Annotated in this window: 11 protein-coding genes; 10 read left to right on the forward strand and 1 reads right to left on the reverse strand. The window is 44.1% G+C overall.

All coding sequences use genetic code 11. The features are described 5' to 3' along the window. Positions 1-774 precede the first annotated feature (774 nt). The gene (locus tag RIG27_RS33480) at positions 775-2,925 is read left to right on the forward strand and encodes a PAS domain-containing protein (RefSeq protein ID WP_446351346.1); all 2,151 of its coding nucleotides are present in this window, start codon (positions 775-777) and stop codon (positions 2,923-2,925) included. Positions 2,926-3,434: 509 nt separating this feature from the next. Further along, the gene (locus RIG27_RS33485; RefSeq protein WP_446351347.1) at positions 3,435-4,967 is read left to right on the forward strand and encodes an ATP-binding response regulator; all 1,533 of its coding nucleotides are present in this window, start codon (positions 3,435-3,437) and stop codon (positions 4,965-4,967) included. Between the two features lie 49 nt (positions 4,968-5,016). Here RIG27_RS33485 and RIG27_RS33490 read toward each other — a convergent pair whose 3' ends face one another. After that, entirely contained in the window at positions 5,017-6,153 is a 1,137-nt protein-coding gene (locus RIG27_RS33490; RefSeq protein WP_446351348.1) for a flagellar assembly protein H, read from the reverse strand. A gap of 394 nt (positions 6,154-6,547) precedes the next feature. On the opposite strand from RIG27_RS33490, the gene kaiC reads away from it, so the two are divergent. From kaiC to RIG27_RS33530, 8 genes are all read left to right on the forward strand, one after another. Next, positions 6,548-8,260, forward strand: coding sequence for a circadian clock protein KaiC (gene kaiC / locus RIG27_RS33495; protein ID WP_446351349.1), 1,713 nt, complete (start codon positions 6,548-6,550; stop codon positions 8,258-8,260). Between the two features lie 34 nt (positions 8,261-8,294). Next, positions 8,295-8,615: a circadian clock KaiB family protein gene (locus RIG27_RS33500; protein WP_446351374.1), complete on the forward strand. Its 321-nt coding sequence runs from the start codon at positions 8,295-8,297 to the stop codon at positions 8,613-8,615. Between the two features lie 44 nt (positions 8,616-8,659). Then, positions 8,660-9,004, forward strand: a complete 345-nt coding sequence (locus tag RIG27_RS33505) for a circadian clock KaiB family protein (protein WP_446351350.1) — start codon at positions 8,660-8,662, stop codon at positions 9,002-9,004. A gap of 21 nt (positions 9,005-9,025) precedes the next feature. Then, entirely contained in the window at positions 9,026-12,661 is a 3,636-nt protein-coding gene (locus RIG27_RS33510) for a PAS domain S-box protein (protein ID WP_446351351.1), read from the forward strand. 421 nt (positions 12,662-13,082) lie between these two features. Then, positions 13,083-14,600: a diguanylate cyclase domain-containing protein gene (locus tag RIG27_RS33515; RefSeq protein WP_446351352.1), complete on the forward strand. Its 1,518-nt coding sequence runs from the start codon at positions 13,083-13,085 to the stop codon at positions 14,598-14,600. 23 nt (positions 14,601-14,623) lie between these two features. After that, a complete protein-coding gene (locus RIG27_RS33520; protein ID WP_446351353.1) occupies positions 14,624-16,198 on the forward strand; it encodes an ATP-binding response regulator in 1,575 nt (524 codons plus the stop codon). A 147-nt stretch (positions 16,199-16,345) separates the two neighbouring features. Further along, positions 16,346-17,170, forward strand: coding sequence for an HAD-IIB family hydrolase (locus tag RIG27_RS33525; RefSeq protein ID WP_446351354.1), 825 nt, complete (start codon positions 16,346-16,348; stop codon positions 17,168-17,170). A 130-nt stretch (positions 17,171-17,300) separates the two neighbouring features. Next, on the forward strand, positions 17,301-17,636 hold the full coding sequence (locus RIG27_RS33530) for a DUF760 domain-containing protein (protein WP_446351355.1): 336 nt from the start codon (positions 17,301-17,303) through the stop codon (positions 17,634-17,636). The last annotated feature ends 208 nt before the right edge of the window (positions 17,637-17,844 follow it).

The raw sequence follows: 17,844 nt of genomic DNA on the forward strand, positions 1-17,844 counted from the left end.
TCGCACCACATCCAACTTAATGTCAGCAGGGGGCGCCCGTTATACCCGTAAGGGTTAACGGGTGGGGAATGCCGACCAAAGTATCAACTGAGCGGTAGCGAATCCTCTAGTCAATTACCCTGGATAAATGACAACGAACAACGAATAGGATCTTTATAGTTTGAACTTATATTAAGTATAAATTAAATTAATATTAAAAATATGAATTGATCACCGAATCCCTAACTATCATGAAATCACAACTTCGATCAAGTTCAGGGAAAAACCTATAAAAAAGTCTAAGGGAAGAACTAGTGTAGTGCGGGAAAAAGCAGTGACCCGGTAACAAGCCCTAACCCAGTAAACATTCATAGATTTACTTAAGGTTGCTGATCACGAATCACTGATACTAGGCTCTCGACTGACTGTGTGGGTGTCGTCTTGTCTTTCTCTAGAGTACCCGTTCAGTAATGTTGGATTGTATGCGGAACTTCCTAAAAAGGAGTAACACAAGCTACAAAAAAGACAAAATTTTGACGTATTACTTTTGCCGTATTTTGATCGCCAACTGTGATTACTGAACTGAGGTTCTATCTAAAACAGACATTCTAAAATTTATCTGGATTTGAATAAATTGGCAGAGCTTTGAAAGCATTCTGAATAGAAATTATAACCAGAGTAGGTGTGCCAACTGTAGTTCAGTTGATAAACTGTCACAGTTGAATTTGCTAAAGCATGATCTTCCCTCTTAAATAACAGTCAAACTAAGTAGAAACAAGTTCCTAGGCAAATCTTATGTTATCGGTGCTAGACCCTACTCCAAACCCCAACCCTACATCGCTGAAGGTTCTCATTGTCGAAGATGGTTACCAAACGATAAAACTATTGGGAGAAGGATTATGTTCGGAAATCAGATATTCATTTATTATTCAACAAGTTAGGCAGAGTTGTCAAGCCCTAACCCGATTAAATCATGAATCGTTCGATCTTCTCGTTGTCCATCTGTCCAACGCTGATCCGCACGTTTTCGATACGGTTACTCAGATCAAACAGTTGGGCTTAACGCTGCCAATTCTCGGATTAAGGGCTAACGCGGATGAACCCTTAACCCTGCAAGTTATTCAAGCGGGGACACCGGATGATCAGGTAACAGAAAATCTCAAAGGTTATCGCTTAATTCGGGCATTGCGTCATGCAATTGATAGTCAGCAACGCCAAGAATCCCAACGTTTGAATCAGGAAAAATATTGTTCAGTTATAGATAATGTCAAAGAAGTCATTTTCCAAACCGATACCCAGGAACATTGGACATTTCTAAATCGGGCTTGGACAGAAATTACGGGGTTTGCCATCGCTGAAAGTATCGGGACATCATTTTTTAATGGTATTCATCCGGATGACTTACAAAAGGGGCGAGACAACTTTGATGAACTGATTACTGGAGTTCAACAATCCTGTCGCCCTACAGTACGCTATCTGACAAAATCGGGTGACATTCGTTGGTTAGAGGTACATGCACGGACAAATTTTGCCGCCGATGGTACGGTTTCTGGAACCACAGGAACCCTGAATGATATTACGGAACAGGTTTTAACTCAATCCGCCTTACGCATTTCCGAAGAACGACTGCAAATGGCGTTATCCGGTAGTGATTTGGGGTTGTGGGATTGGCAATTAATCACTGGAGATATTTATTTTAATCCCCAGTGGAAAGGGATGCTGGGGTATGAACCAGAGGAAATTGACGATAATTTTCAGGCGTTTGAACAATTGGTGCATCCTGAGGATTTATCGAGAGTGAAAGCCGGATTAAATGCTTATCTTGATCGGCTAATTCCTGCCTATGAAGTCGAATTCCGGATGCGATGTAAAACGGGCGAATGGAAGTGGATTCTGTCTCGTGGTAAAGTCTTTGAGTGGGATAAAGCGGGGAACCCGGTAAGGATGACAGGGACTCATCGGGATATTAGCGATCGCAGACAAGCGGAGGACGCTTTGCGAGAGTCAGAAGCGCGGGAACGGAAAAAAGCGTATCAGTTAGAACTTGCCTTGTGTGAACTTAAAAATGCCCAAGCACAATTGGTACAAACCAAAAAAATGGCATCCTTGGGACAGTTAGTGGCGGGTATTGCTCATGAGATTAATAATCCCATGAGCTTTATTGCCGGAAATGTTAGCTTTGCCCATCAATATGGGTTTGATTTGCTCAAATTGATTGATCTCTATCAACAGTATTATCCTCACCCTGTTGCCCCGATTCAAGAGCAAATGGAAGCGGTTGAGCTTGACTTTCTCAGGACAGACTTTCCCAAAGCCCTCAACTCGATTCGAGAAGGGGTCGCCCGGATTCAGCAAATTGTGCGATCGCTCCAGCATTTTTCCCACCTGAATGAAGCCCAGATGAAGACAACTGATTTAAATCAGAGGTTGGAGAGTACCTTGATACTTTTACAGAATCGCTTCCACAAAAAGCCCCATCAAGCGGTTATTGAAGTGAATAAAGAATTGGCGATGTTACCTAAAGTGGAATGTTATCCAGGTCAACTCAATCAAGTGTTTATTAATGTTCTCAGTAATGCGATTGAGGCGTTAGAAGAAAAAAGCCAGCAGAATGATTCTTTTATCCCTCAGATTGGGATTAGTACGGAAATAGCTGAGTTAAACTCAACGGTGATTATTCGGATTTGCGATAATGGTTTAGGTATTCCTGCTCATTTGCAAGAGCATTTGTTTGAACCGTTTTTCACCACAAAACCTGTAGGACAAGGGACAGGATTGGGATTAGCTGTAAGTTATCAAATTATTGAGAAACACAAAGGAAAAATTACCTGTAATTCTCAAGTGGGTATCGGCACAGAGTTTGTGATTGAAATCCCGATAACTCTGAGCCATAAAACGAAACAATTGGGTCGAGTTCAATGGTTACGGCAAGCCATCGGCGCTTGACTAAGCTGTTAAGGAAGTCGGAAAAGTTAAAGTTAACAGTGGGGATACGTTTATTTACAGTATTTAACATTAAAAAACTTATCCATTAAATATAAGTTATTTTTTTGTAGTTAATTATACAGTAATTATTTTGTTGTACATTAGCCTTGCCCACAGAAATTTTTAATCAGCCAATTCTGCCAACCTAGTGCAGCGCGGCAAAAATACAAGAGCCGCTTCGTAGATACGATGAAGCAGGGGGAGCAGAGGGAGCTGGGGAAGCTGGGGGAGATATTAGCTGTTCAGTTATTTCTGCTTTCTTGCACTAGTATAGTGTTTTCATTTGGGTCGTCAACACAGCAACCTGGGAAAAAGGCACAAAACACAAGGCACAAGGCAAGAGGGGAAAGAGATAGGTTTTTTTTGAAAACAAAGAAAGCGCAAGGCATGAGTTTAAACTCACCCACTTATGCAACAATAAAAACGGCAACGTGCCGCTTTTTGCAAAATTCAGTCATGCCAGTCCATTCATGTCCTCATCCTTGCCCCAAATTTTATTGGTTGATGATACTGTGGCTAATCTGCAATTAGTCTCAGATTGTTTAATGAAAGCAGGATTTAACGTCCTCGCGGTTAAAAGTGGCGTTCAAGCGTTAAAAATTGTGGCAATAACTTCACCGGATCTAATTTTGTTAGATGTGGTGATGCCAGAAATGGACGGGTTTGAAGTCTGTCGTCGTTTAAAAGCGCAGGAAGAAACCCAAGATATTCCAGTTATTTTTATGACAGCAGTTGCCGATCGCGGCAATCCCAGTTACAAGATTAAGGGGCTAAAGCTGGGCGCTGTAGACTATATCAGCAAGCCGATTCAGCTTGAAGAGGTGTTACTTCGCGTTAAGACTCACCTGCAACTGCGGGCGTTAACCCAGCAACTCACCGAACAAAATACCTGCTTACAGCAAGAGATTCGCGTGCGTCATCAAACCCAACAGATCCTGCAAGAAACGGAACGTCGATGGCGATCGCTCCTGGAGAATGTGCAACTGCTGGTTGTCGGCTTAGATTGGCAGGGAAATGTGGAGTATATCAACCCCTTTGGCTTAGGCTTAACGGGTTATACTCAAGCTGAAGCTGTTGGCAAAAACTGGTTCACTCTATTTATCCCACCCTCCGATCAGCCGCAACTGAAACAGGTTTTTCATGAGCTTTTATACCACAACAGCCACGCCTACTACCAGAACTCCATTCTGACCAAATCCGGTGAAGAACGACTGATTGCGTGGAACAATACCGTACTAAGAGATATTACTGGTGCGATCGCAGGAACGATGAGTATTGGCGAAGATATTACCCAGCGTCAAGCTGTGGAACGGATGAAAAATGAATTTATCTCCCTGGTTAGTCATGAACTTCGCACCCCACTCACCTCAATGCGCGGTTCTCTGGGTTTACTTAAGATGGGAGTTTATGATAATCAACCCGACAAAGCCAAACAGATGTTAGATATTGCGGCGGGAGACTGCGATCGCTTAGGGCGGTTGGTGAATGACATCCTCAGTTTAGAACGCTTGGATTCAGGTCAAGTGACGCTAGTCAAGGAAGTCTGCAATGTGGCAGATTTAATCAAACATTCCGTGGAAGCGATAGATGCGATCGCGGCGGCGGCGGAAATTTCTATCCAGGTGACTCCCCTATCGGCTCAAGTCTATGTTGCCCCTGATGCGATTATTCAAACCCTGACGAATCTGTTGAGTAATGCGATCAAGTTTTCTGAGAGTAATACGACGATCACCGTGGGTGTGCAACATCAGTCAGATTGTATTTTATTTCAAGTTACCGACCAAGGACGAGGAATTCCCACGGAACACCTTGAACGCATCTTTGGGCGATTTCAGCAAGTCGATGTTTCCGATTCCCGCCAAAAAGGAGGTACCGGTTTAGGATTGGCGATTTGCCGCAGCATTATCCAGCAACATGGGGGAGAAATTTGGGCGGAAAGTACCCTAGGTTCTGGAAGTACCTTTTATTTTACATTGCCAGTTTATAAAGAATCAGTTCAGTAATATCTAGTTATTTTTCATCTGCTCCTCTGAGGGAACGACAACGGCACGTTTAAGAACTGGCTTGGGGAAATCGAGCCAGGAGTTGCTCACGGGATAGCTGAGACAATTGTGAGAGGTATTGGCTTAAGTCTTGGGGGGGTAATCCTAATAAAGGAGTGACAAGTGCGGTGAGTTGAGCGTCCAATTCTCCAAAACGAATTCTGAGTAAATTTTCGACAATGAAACGCTGTGCTTGTTGAATTCCTGATTCACTATTTTCGAGTTGAGACAGTTGCAGTAGAAAGGGAGTTAACTGCTGAGAGGGCAATGCCGATAAGGGAGTGATTAAAGCAGCGAGGGTAGAGGTTAACTGTCCCAAGCGAGTCTGGAGAAAGTTTTCGATAATCAGCCGTTGTCCCTGTTGTAATCCTTGTTGTAATCCTTGTTGTAATCCCTGTTGTAATCCCTGTTGCATAGCTTCTTCCCTGGCTTGTTGCCGAGCCGCATCCAGTTGTTGCCGATAAAGGGGTGCTAATGCCATAATTAACTCCCTCTCCTCTGTGTCTAAGGGTTGTTCTTGATTGGCTTGTAAGTTGGCTTGCAAGTTATACAATAACTCTAGCGTAGACTCCCGCCGTTGGCTGTCTTCGGGTAATGCGGTGATCTCCTCTATGGCTTGCTGTTGGACTCTGCCCTTTCCCAGAAGTCTCAGCCATAGGGTTTCTGGAGTACGGGGGAGTTGGTGGATGACGACGATGGCTGTTCGGAAAGCCTGGGGGAGAAAGTATAGTCCACTTAACCAGTTTTGCTCATCACTGAAGGCTGCAAAGCTATCGAGTAAGGGTGTTGAGGCGGTGGGGGTGAGTATCCATAATTGGGAGAGTTCACTCAGATTAATGGAAGTGGACTCCCGTCTGGCACGTCGTCTCAATTCCCGATGTAGGTCAAACAGTTTCGCTAGACAATCACAAATTTGATCGGCAGTGACGGCGTTGCGAAAGGGTTCAAAGACAGCAGCAGTTGTGACAAAGCGTCCTAAAAGTCCTAGAGAGAGGAGGTAGTCATCTGAGATAGAGGTGGGGATAAATAAAACGTCAACCTCTCGCACTTCTCCAGCAATGTCGCGACTGGTTTCCACTTTTCCGATTGGGGACAAGAGTTGGTCAAGATAGTCCTTGGCAAATTGGTCATGGGGAAATCGAGTCATTGAGGGATGGGAATAGTCTACGAGTGTAGAAGTTTATCTTATTGTTGTCAGTTTAAGCTGTTCGGCATTTAAACCTTAATGTCAAGAATTACGAAATCCTTGTATGTAGTGCGAGCATCTTGCCTTGATCTGACCCCTCCCTAACCCTCCCCTTGTCAAGGGGAGGGAACTCGAAGCCAGTAGTGGTGTAGCCAACCTAATTTGATGGATGACGCTGACGCCAGAAAACCGTAGGGGCGCACCGACGTGCGCCCGATTTAACCACAATGGTGTAAATCCCCCTGCCTCCAATCGTCATAAATTCCTCATTTTTTCCCGATAAGATGAGGGGATGGATAATGGTGGCTAATTCTCACCAATCCACGACTAACACCATTCTGAGGAGGGGCAATCCGTGTCAAAAACCACATTAGCCAAAAATCAACTTCGCAAATGCCCAACCGGGATCAAAGGATTAGACGAAATTACTGATGGTGGATTGCCTTTAGGACGAACAACCCTGGTTTGTGGAACAGCCGGGTGTGGAAAGACGTTAATGGGGATGGAGTTTATAGTACGGGGTATCCTGGACTACTCAGAACCGGGTGTGTTCATGGCGTTTGAAGAAACGGCGGCAGAATTGACCCAAAATGTCACGTCTTTGGGTTGGGATTTGGAAGAATTGACGGCAACAGAAAAACTCTCGATTGATTATGTTTATATTGACCCGCAGGAGATTGAAGAAACTGGGGACTATGATTTAGAAGCTTTATTTATTCGCCTCGGCAGCGCCATTGACGCCATCGGTGCCAAGCGAGTTGTTCTGGATACCGTTGAAGTGCTGTTTTCTGGCTTGTCCAATACGGCGATTGTCCGGGCAGAGTTGCGGCGGTTATTTCGCTGGTTGAAAACGAAAGGGGTTACGGCAATTGTCACCGGGGAAAAAGGGGAAAACTCTCTGACTCGTTATGGCATCGAAGAGTATGTTTCTGATTGCGTGATTCGCCTCGATCACCGTCTTTACGAAGATATTTCAACCCGTAAGTTGCAAATTGTCAAGTACCGGGGGTCTAGTCACGGGACAAATGACTATCCCTTTTTGATTAATTCAGACGGGATTACTGTATTGCCGATTACATCCGTGGGATTGGATCATACCGTAACCCAGGAACGGATATCGAGTGGGATTGAACGCCTCGACACGATGCTGGGAGGGGAGGGATATTTTCGTGGTAGCAGTATTCTGATCACAGGTACAGCGGGAACAGGGAAAACGACGTTGGCGGCACATTTTGCTGAAGCCGCCTGTCGGCGGGGTGAACGCTGTCTCTATTTTGCCTTTGAAGAAGCCCCGCAGCAAATTATCCGCAATATGCAATCGGTTGGCATTAATTTACCGGAATTTGTCAACCAAGGCTTGTTACGATTTCAGGCGAGACGTCCGACGGCTTATGGCTTAGAAATGCACCTGGTACAAATCCACAGTTTAATTAAAAAGTTTCAGCCTACGGTTGTGATTATTGACCCGATGAGTAATCTGACTATGGGCGGTACTCTCTTACAGGCAAAAGCTTTTCTCTTTCGTCTGATTGATCTGCTAAAATACCAACAAATTACGGTGTTTTTGACTAATTTAATCCAAGGGGGGATGCCTGTTGAGCAGACTGAGATCGGCGTTTCCTCGTTAATGGATACCTGGCTGGAGGTGCGCTTTGTGGAGAGTAATGGCGAACGCAATCGTGTATTTTTTATCCTCAAATCTCGTGGGATGAAACACTCGAATCAGGTGCGGGAATTAAAATTAACCAAGCAGGGAGTCGAGTTAGTCGATGTCTATTTGGGAGAAGGAATGGTGCTGACAGGTACGGCGCGAAAGATTCAAGCGGAAAAAGAAAAAGCCATGAATTTGACTCGAAAACAGCAATTTGAGCGCAAGCGCCGTGATTTTGCCCGCCAGAAAGTGATTGTCCAATCCCAAATCACCGCCTTGCAAGCACAGCTAGAACGGGAAGAGGAAAATATTGAAGAGATGATGCAGGAGGAGCAATCACAGCAAGATAATCTACAGCAAAACCGAGTCGCGATCGCGCAGCTTCGTCAGGCGGATTTAATTCAGGGCAATGAGTAGACGTCTGGGGTTAATCTCTCAAGTATTTTTAATTATGGAAACTCTACAAGAAATTAGCAATCAGGCATCAGTATTTTGGCAATTGCGCCTCTATGTAGCAGGGCAAACCCCGAAATCAATTAAAGCATTTGCGAACTTGAAAAAAATCTGTGAGGAACACCTGAATGGTAAATATCATATCGAAGTGATTGATCTACTCGAAAATCCTCAACTTGCCAAAGGAGACAAAATTGTGGCGATTCCGACATTGGTGCGGAAACTTCCGGCGCCACTCAAACAAATTATTGGCGATTTATCCAATACTGAAAAAGTTTTGGTAGGACTCGATTTGCGTCAAAAATCCGAACAAAATTAGAAGGTATAGGGCAAAGTAATTTTATCAACAAATAGGATAAAATAATGAAAAATGAAAACATAAAAAGTTCGACAGAAGCCTTTGAACAAGCCCTAATTAAAAGCAACAAAACGCATTACTGTCTCCACTTGTATATTTCTGGAACAACGTTAAAATCGATCCGTGCCATTGAAATGATCAAACGTATCTGTGAAGACTATCTTCCCGAACGATACACCTTGGAGGTTATCGATATTTATCAACAACCGGAATTGGTTAAGCAAGCACAGATTTTTGCCACACCCACCCTGATCAAAACACTGCCCCTGCCATTACAACGGATTATTGGCGATATGTCCCAGACCGAAAAAATTATGGTGGGGCTAGATATTGTGACGAACAATGATTAGCTATAAATTACCTTGAAATTGATGCCAGAAAAAACACGGGAGGAATTAGAACAAGAACTTCAAGACTTACGCGATCGCCTGAGTGTCGCGGAAGAAACATTGCAGGCAATTAGCCAGGGTGAGGTGGATGCGTTAGTCGTATCCGGACCCGAAGGCGACCAGATTTTTACCTTACAGAGTGCCGATGAACCTTATCGACTGTTTGTGGAACAAATGAAAGAGGGGGCAGCGACGCTGACATCTGAAGGCATACTGCTGTATTGTAATCGCCGTTTAGCCGATCTTTTGCAAAGAAATTTAGAAACGGTTATTGGCTCTAACTTTAAACAATACCTTAACCCGGTCGAAGTCCCCCTCTTCCAATCCCTATTGCAGAAAGATGAAGCCGGATATAGTCACAGGGAATTCTATCTCATTGCCAGTAATCAGACAGAGATTCCTGTGGAGCTATCGGTCAATCTATTGATGATGGAGGGGGTCAAAGTTAATTGTTTAATTGTCACGGATTTAACTGAAAATAAACGACAAAAAAAAATAGTCGCCGATGAAAAGCTGGCGCGTTCTATTTTCGAGCAAGTGGCTGACGCGATTGTAGTCTGTGATCAAAGGGGAACTATTATCCGCACCAGTATGGCTACCCAGGAAATTTGTGGGAAAAATCCCATACTTCAGCCATTTGATCAGGTTTTTCCGCTGATGTTTGGCTTATCTACTATTCGGGAAGATAATCATACAATCTCCTCACCATCCCCAACCTCAGGACACCCCTTTTCCATTGCCACAATTCTGAATGGGGAAACCTTCCAAGGGGTTGAAGTCGTTTTTGGGCGAGAGGATGGGCAAGAATTCCATTTACTCCTGAGTGGGCGGGCGTTGTTGAACTCCAAAAACCATATCCAAGGGTGTGTGGTGACGCTGACGGATATTACCTCTCGTAAACAGTCAGAACAATCGCTGCAAGAGAGCCAGGAACGCTTTCGTCGTGCAGTCCTCTATTCACCCATGCCGATTATGCTCCATGCTGAAGATGGCGAAGTTTTGCAGATTAACCAAGCGTGGACAGAACTCACGGGTTACACTGAGCAAGACATTCGCGCGATCGCAGATTGGACCCAAAAAGCCTACGGTACTCGCCAAGCGTTAGTTCGGGCAAGGATTGATCAGTTATATCAACTCAATCAACCCATTGGCGAAGGCGAATATACCATTATCACTCGTAATGGCTCCACTCGCATCTGGGATTTCTATTCCGCCCCCTTGGGTAAGCTGAGTGATGGGCGGCGCATGGTGATTAGCACCGCTCTGGATGTGACGCTGCGTAAGCAAGCTGAACTGGAATTGCAACAGGCAAAAGCCACCCTAGAAGTTCGGGTAACAGAACGTACAGAAGCGCTGCAACAGGAACTGCAAATTCGTCACCAAGCCGAACAGGAACTTCGGGCGTCCCAGGCTCGATTTGCGGGCATTCTGGAAATTGCCAGTGATGGGATTATTTCTGTTGATGCTAACCAACGGATTATCTTATTTAATCAAGGGGCAGAAAAGATGTTTGGCTATAGGGTGAGTGAAGTGTTAGGTCAACCCCTAGATTTACTGTTACCCAATCGCTACACCCTTGCTCACCACCAACATATTAAAACCTTCAGCCATTCTCAGGGAAAAGCAAGGCGTATGGGAGAACGCCAAGCTATTTTTGCTCGCCGCAAAGACGGCACAGAATTTCCAGCGGAAGCCTCTATTTCCAAGTTAATTCTGGATAATCAGGTCATGTTCACCGCGTTTGTGCAGGACATTACCGAACGCCAACAAATTGAGAAAAAACTCCAGCAAAGTGAAACCCGACTCAAAACCATCATTACTGCTACCTGCGACGGAATCATGATCGTCGATCGCCAGGGTCAGGTTTGTTTTGCCAACCCCGCCGCCGCCCAGCTTTTTGATATGACCCCAGACGCATTACTGAACTATCAGTGGGGAATGCCTTTAGGAGAAACCACAGAAATCGAGTTGATGCAATCGAGTGGGATAGGGCGAACGGCAGAAATGAAGGCAACTCCGATTCAATGGTTCTCAAAATCGGCTTATGTGATTGCCTTACGAGATATTACTAAACGCAAACAGGCAGATTTATCCCTACAACAGGCGAAAGCCGACGCCGAAGCCGCGAATCAGGCAAAAAGTATGTTCCTAGCGAATATGAGCCATGAATTGCGTACTCCGCTGAATATTATTTTGGGGTTTACCCAGGTGATGAGTCGTGATCCAGCGATTACTCCAGAGGAACAAGAAAATTTAGACATTATTAATAAGAGTGGCAATCATTTACTCAGTTTGATTAATGATGTCCTGGATTTATCGAAAATCGAAGCCGGATGTATTAGCGTAGAAGAGAGCCGTTTTGACCTAATTGCTTTGATGCGATCGCTCCAAGAGATGTTTCAACACAAAGCACGGGCTAAAGGGTTGCAGCTTCACTTAAATATTGCGGCTGATGTTCCTCACTATATTCAGGCAGATAGCAACAAATTGCGCCAAGTTCTGATTAATCTGCTCAGTAATGCGATTAAATTCACGCCACAGGGTAGTATTACTTTACGTGTAGCACTTTTGACTTCCCCATCTTCCCCATCTTCCCCAGCTCCCCCAGCTCCCCCAGCTCCCCCAGCTTCCCCAGCTTCCCCATCTTCCCCATCTTCCCCATCTTTCCATCTCCGTTTCGAGATTTCCGACACAGGCGTGGGAATTGCGCCAACGGAATTAGGGAGTATATTTGATGCTTTTATCCAAACTAACGCTGGGAAGGTGGCAAATGAAGGGACGGGTTTAGGGTTAGCAATTAGCAGTAAGTTTGTCCAATTAATGGGTGGTGGTATTCAGGTGAGTAGTCAACTAAATCAAGGTAGCACATTCAGCTTTGAGATTCCGGTTCACTTGGCTGATGCATCCGATATGGAACTTGTTCATACTCACCGCAGAGTTATTGGATTAGTTCCCGATCAACCCTCCTACCGGATTATTGTTGCTGACGATAAACCCGAAAACCGCCAAATTTTAGTTAAGCTGTTAACCTTTCCAGAGTTAGAGGTGCGCGAGGCGGAAAATGGACAGGAAGCCCTGACATTGTGGCAACAGTGGCAACCCCATCTGATTTGGATGGATATGCGTATGCCGATCATGGATGGTTATCAGGCGACGCAACAGATTCGTTGCCAATCAGACAGTCAAACCCCAATTATTATCGCGTTAACGGCTTATGCTTCCGATAGCGATCGCGCCTCGGCACTACAAGCGGGTTGTAATGATTATGTTACAAAACCTTTTCAAGTGGAAGCGTTGTTTGCCAAGATGGAAGAATATTTAGGAGTGCGCTATGTTTATGCAGATGATCTCCCAAACTTATCCAGAAATACTCAACTAGAGACATCTGTTAACGTCAATCAGTTAACTCCTGAATGTTTATCGGTGATGCCCCTATCCTGGATTGAAATGCTCTCTGAAGCGGCACAGCTTTGTGATGATGAAGAAATCTTTTCGCTGATTGAACAAATTCCGCCAGAGGAAATGCTTCTAATTACGACCCTAAGCCATCTTGCTCACAATTTCCAGTTTGATCCAATTATTCAGCTAGCTCAAGCTGTCATTAATTCAGATAAGTAGTTCCGTTATTTCTGACAAGGGCGGGTGCAAGTTGTTCATTTACTGCGGTAACAGCTATATTAACACACCCTGATACCGTTAAAGTCCCCCTTTTTAAGGGGGATTTAGGGGGATCAAACGTATCCCATAATAGCGGAAAGTGGGGAGGGCGGGTTTTGTTTTTCCGTTATCGGTGGGGAGGGCGGGTTTTGTTTTTCCGTTATCGGTGAGGAGGGCGGGTTTTGTTTTTCCGTTATCGGTGGGGAGGGCGGGTTTTGTTTTTCCGTTATCGGTGAGGAGGGCGGGTTTTGTTTTTCCGTTATCGGTGGGGAGATAAATTTAGTCCCTAAACCCGCCCCTACAATTGTCCCTAAACCTGGCTCTACAGTTGCTCAACCTGGCTCTACAATAGACTTATTACTTATAACCGAGGAGGGCAGCGATGTTAGATGTTAAAGCAAATATCTTAATTGTAGATGACCATCCTGATAATCTGCGATCGCTGGCTGCCATCCTCAGCAGTGCTGGGTATAAAGTGAGAAAAGCTATTAGTGGCAAGATGGCGTTAGAAACCATTCGTTCCTACCCGCCGGACTTAATTCTCCTCGACATCAAAATGCCGCAAATGGATGGCTATACCGTTTGCTCAACTCTAAAAGCCAACACCGCTACTCAAAGGATTCCCGTTATCTTTTTGAGTGCCTTAGATGACGTAGAAGATAAGGTGAAAGCCTTTAATGTGGGTGGGTCAGATTATATTGTAAAACCCTTTCAGGCGCAAGAGGTATTAATCCGCGTTAAAAATAACCTGATGATTGCCCATCAACGCCAAGAACTCCTCGCCCAAAAGAAGCAACTTCAAGACCAAAATGCCCAATTACAGCTTTTATTAACGCTGACTCACCGGATTAGCCAAACCGATGATTTTCAGTCTGCTCTGACTATCACATTAACAAAAATTTGTCAAACTATTGATTGGGATTTTGCCGAAGCGTGGATTCCTAATCCGAAAGAAACTCTCCTGGACTGTAGTCGGGGATGGTATAGTCGAGATCCCACCTTTGACTTATTTAGATATCATCGAAAAACTACTACCTTTGCGCCGAATATTGGACTACCGGGGCGAGTGTGGGTATCGCAAAAGCCGGAATGGATCACCGAGATTTCGGCGGAATCAGCTTGCTGTTGTCTTTGTGCTGAAGGGGGGTTAAATCTTGACCTAAAAACGGGTGTCGGCGTACCAATTCTGTTTCGCGATCGCGTCTTAGCCATTTTAGTCTTTTTCAAACAAGCCAGGAGTGAATCCGAACCGAGATTAATCGACTTTATCCAGCTTATCGCGGCTCAGTTAGGCACATTGATCCAGCGGATTAAAGTCGAAACGGCTTTATTTGAAGCCAATCAGAAACTCAAATATTTAGTGACTATAGATGGCTTAACCGGAATCGCCAATCGCCGCAAATTTGACCAATACATTCATCGAGAATGGCAACGACTATTTCGAGAGCAACTTCCCCTTTCCTTAATTTTAGCAGATATTGATTTTTTTAAGCGTTATAACGATACCTATGGACATCAATCCGGCGATGATTGTCTGCGAAACGTAGCCACAAAAATCCGCCTATCAGTCAAACGTCCCGCCGATTTAGTCGCCCGCTATGGCGGTGAAGAATTTGCCGTCATTTTACCCAATACCAATGCCAAAGGCGCGATTCATGTTGCCGAAACTATCCGCCAAGGCGTGGAAACTCTCAAGATTCCCCATCGCGGTTCAGAGAGCAGTAAATATGTCACCTTAAGTTTAGGCGTGTCCAGTCTAATTCCTAATCCTTTAGTGAACGTGGAAGCGTTAATTAATCAGGCAGATCAGGCACTGTATCGAGCGAAAGCAGGAGGCAGAAATCAGACGGTAGCGGAATACTCAATTCCCGAAAATTCATACTGCAATATTTCAAAGTAAATTGACGAGAGCAAAGGGGAGTTATGGTAAACAAGCAAACGAGTCTTTTAATCGTAGATGACAATATAGATAACCTGCGCTCCTTGGCGGCAATTCTTAGGTTAGAGGGTTATAAAGTTAGAAAAGCCATTAGTGGACAGGTGGCATTAGAAACAGTTCGTTCTCACCCGCCTGACTTAATTCTCCTCGACATTAAAATGCCACAGATGGATGGCTATACAGTCTGCTCTATTCTTAAAGAAGACACCACCACTTGTTCAATTCCCATCATATTTTTAAGTGCCTTAAATGAAACAGCTGATAAACTAAAAGCCTTTGCCGTTGGCGGTGTGGACTACATTACTAAACCCTTTCAAGCCCCAGAAGTCGTGGCGCGAGTCGAGAATCAATTGCGCCTTCAGAGACTTTCTCAGCAACTCGTTGTGCAAAATGCACAGCTTTTGGAAGAGATTCAGATTCGCCAGCAAACTGAAGCCGCTTTGCACCAAGCCGTTGAGCAAGCTGAAGCCGCCAACCGTGCCAAAAGTGTGTTTCTCGCTAACATGAGTCATGAACTCCGTTCTCCTCTAACAGGCATTTTGGGTTACGCTCAACTGCTGCAAAAAGATACAGATTGCACGCCTTTGCAACACAAGGGACTTAGCGTTATTTATCAGTGCGGTAGTCATCTGCTTATGCTGATTAATGATATTTTAGATTTGTCTAAAATCGAAGCTCAAAAGCTGAAACTTTTTCCTGACTATATTGATTTCTATTTATTTTTAAATAATCTGGTAGAACTATTTAAATTTAAAGCTCAAGAGAAAAAGCTTCAATTTGTCTATTTTAAGCTCACTTCACTGCCTCCAGAGATATATATTGATGAAAAACGACTGCGCCAAGTTTTAATTAATTTGCTTTCTAATGCAATTAAATTTACTTGTCAAGGTAGTGTTACTTTAAAAGTGAGCGTCAGGAGTTGCAGTTATGAATCGAATGAATATAAATTAATTTCATCTAAGCTAACAGGTAAAGCCAAAAAACTCTTTGCCAAGATACGCTTTGAAATCGAAGATACAGGGATAGGAATTATTCCAGAAAAATGGGAAAACATTTTCTTGCCATTTGAGCAAGTGATGGAGCGTTCCCATAGCCCAGAAGGAACGGGATTAGGACTGACTATTAGCCAAAAAATCCTGGCTCTTATGGGGAGTGAAATTTTTCTGGAAAGTTGTCCCAACCTAGGCAGCAAATTTTGGTTTGACTTGGATGTGTATACGCCTTTATCCTGGGCAGATTTTAATGAAATTGATGATAGTCAGAGCCAAACTCTATCTCAGGAACTTGGGGATGAGTCGGATCAAATCATCAACACCTTATCCCCAGAAACTGAAGTAGTAGTACCGCCGCTAGCAGAACTACTACTGCTGTATGAAGCTGCTCAAATGGGTGACGTTCAAAATGTGCAGCAGCAAATTTTGCGACTTCAACAATTAAATTCTGACTATCTTGCCTTTGTTACCCAGGTGTTGGAACTCGCGAATGACTTTGATTATCAGGATATTCTGAAATTAATTGACAAGTATTATGGAGACAATGTGAGTCTCTTGAGACTGTAGAAAAGAAACGTAGCTGACTAAGCTGTCATGCATTTAAATTTGGGATTAGTAGCGATATTTTTGGCTCGCTGTACAATGATTTTGTCCGTATTGACTTTACAGTTGAAATGTAGAACAGCGTAAGAATAACCGAATTTAAAAGGACAAATGACAACCATTTTAATCATTTTCACTGACTTAGATGGCACGCTTCTGGATTCTGAAACCTATAGTTATCAGAATGCGATTCCTGTTCTCAATACCTTAAAAAATAATCAGATTCCGGTTATTCCGGTTACCAGTAAGACACGCCTAGAAGTCGAAACGCTGCGCCAATCCCTACAAATCAATGATCCGTTTATTGTGGAAAATGGTAGCGGTATCTTTGTTCCCCTCGATTATAACGACTTAACCTTACCCAAAAGTAACCAATGGGGGGGTTATCATCTGCATCACTTAGGTTGTACTTATGCTGAAGCCAGACTTGGATTAGAGAAAATAGCCACCGCCCTCAATGAACCCTTGCGGGGATTTGGGGATATGAGTGAAGCCGAGATTTGTCACTTGACAGGATTGTCCTCCGATGAAGCAAAACAAGCCAATGCGCGGCAGTTTACTGAACCCTTTGTGACTCCTAAGAAGGTAACACCAGAACGCCTTAACGAAATTGTACAAGACTTAGGATACCGGATAGTTGTTGGCGATCGCTTCTGTCATTTGCTCGGTGCTGGAGCAGGCAAAGGAAAAGCAGTACAGTGGGTAGTAGATGGCTACCAATTTGCTCGACCCGATGCCCAAATTACTACCCTGGGTTTAGGCAATAGTCCCAATGACTTAGAGATGCTGGAAGCTGTGGATAATCCGGTAATTGTTCCCGGAAATAAAGGGATTCATCCCGGATTATCCGGTAAAGGATGGCAAGTCGCACCCGCACCCGGTTCTCAGGGTTGGGCGGAAGTGGTCAAGGCATTTTTGGCATCATTGACAGGATGATTTCAGCACCTGTAATTAGTCGTAAAATCCGCCACAGGTGTTCGGTTGCACTCACTAGGCGACGGCTAATAGATTGATTAAAATAAGAGATAAGAGATAAGAGATAGGAAAACAAACGAATTTAGCTATTATGAACAATCTGTCCAATCGAGTTTCAGAATTCTTCGACAACGAAGGCGAAGGCGGTAACGTACTCTGGCAATATGTCCAGTCTCTGCATCCAGAAACTGTTACCCAACTCTCTAAACCCGATCCGGAAGTGGTTCAGGTGATGGAACGCAACCTAATCGGAATGTTAGGCGCACTCCCTCACGAACATTTTAATGTCACCGTTACAACTAACCGCGAAAATCTGAGTCGGTTATTAGTTTCTGCGATGATGAGCGGTTACTTTCTCCGCAATGCCCAACAGCGCATGGAATTTGAAACGTCGCTGCATCAAGTAGCTGAAATGCATGACAATTAATTAATCACCTGTAGACAAAGGAAAATTCGTCATTTATCATACTCGCTTCGCGAGAAGCAGGCTACGTCATTCGGAAAAACAAATGACAAATGACAAATGACAAATGACAAATGACAAATGACAAATGACAAATGACGAAGGACAAATGACGAAGGACAACCTTGTCATCTGCCATCAGAAATGAGATGATCGCTCAAAATGAGTTGTA

This window comes from Coleofasciculus sp. F4-SAH-05 (genome assembly GCF_040222985.1).
Lineage (GTDB): Bacteria > Cyanobacteriota > Cyanobacteriia > Cyanobacteriales > Coleofasciculaceae > Coleofasciculus > Coleofasciculus chthonoplastes.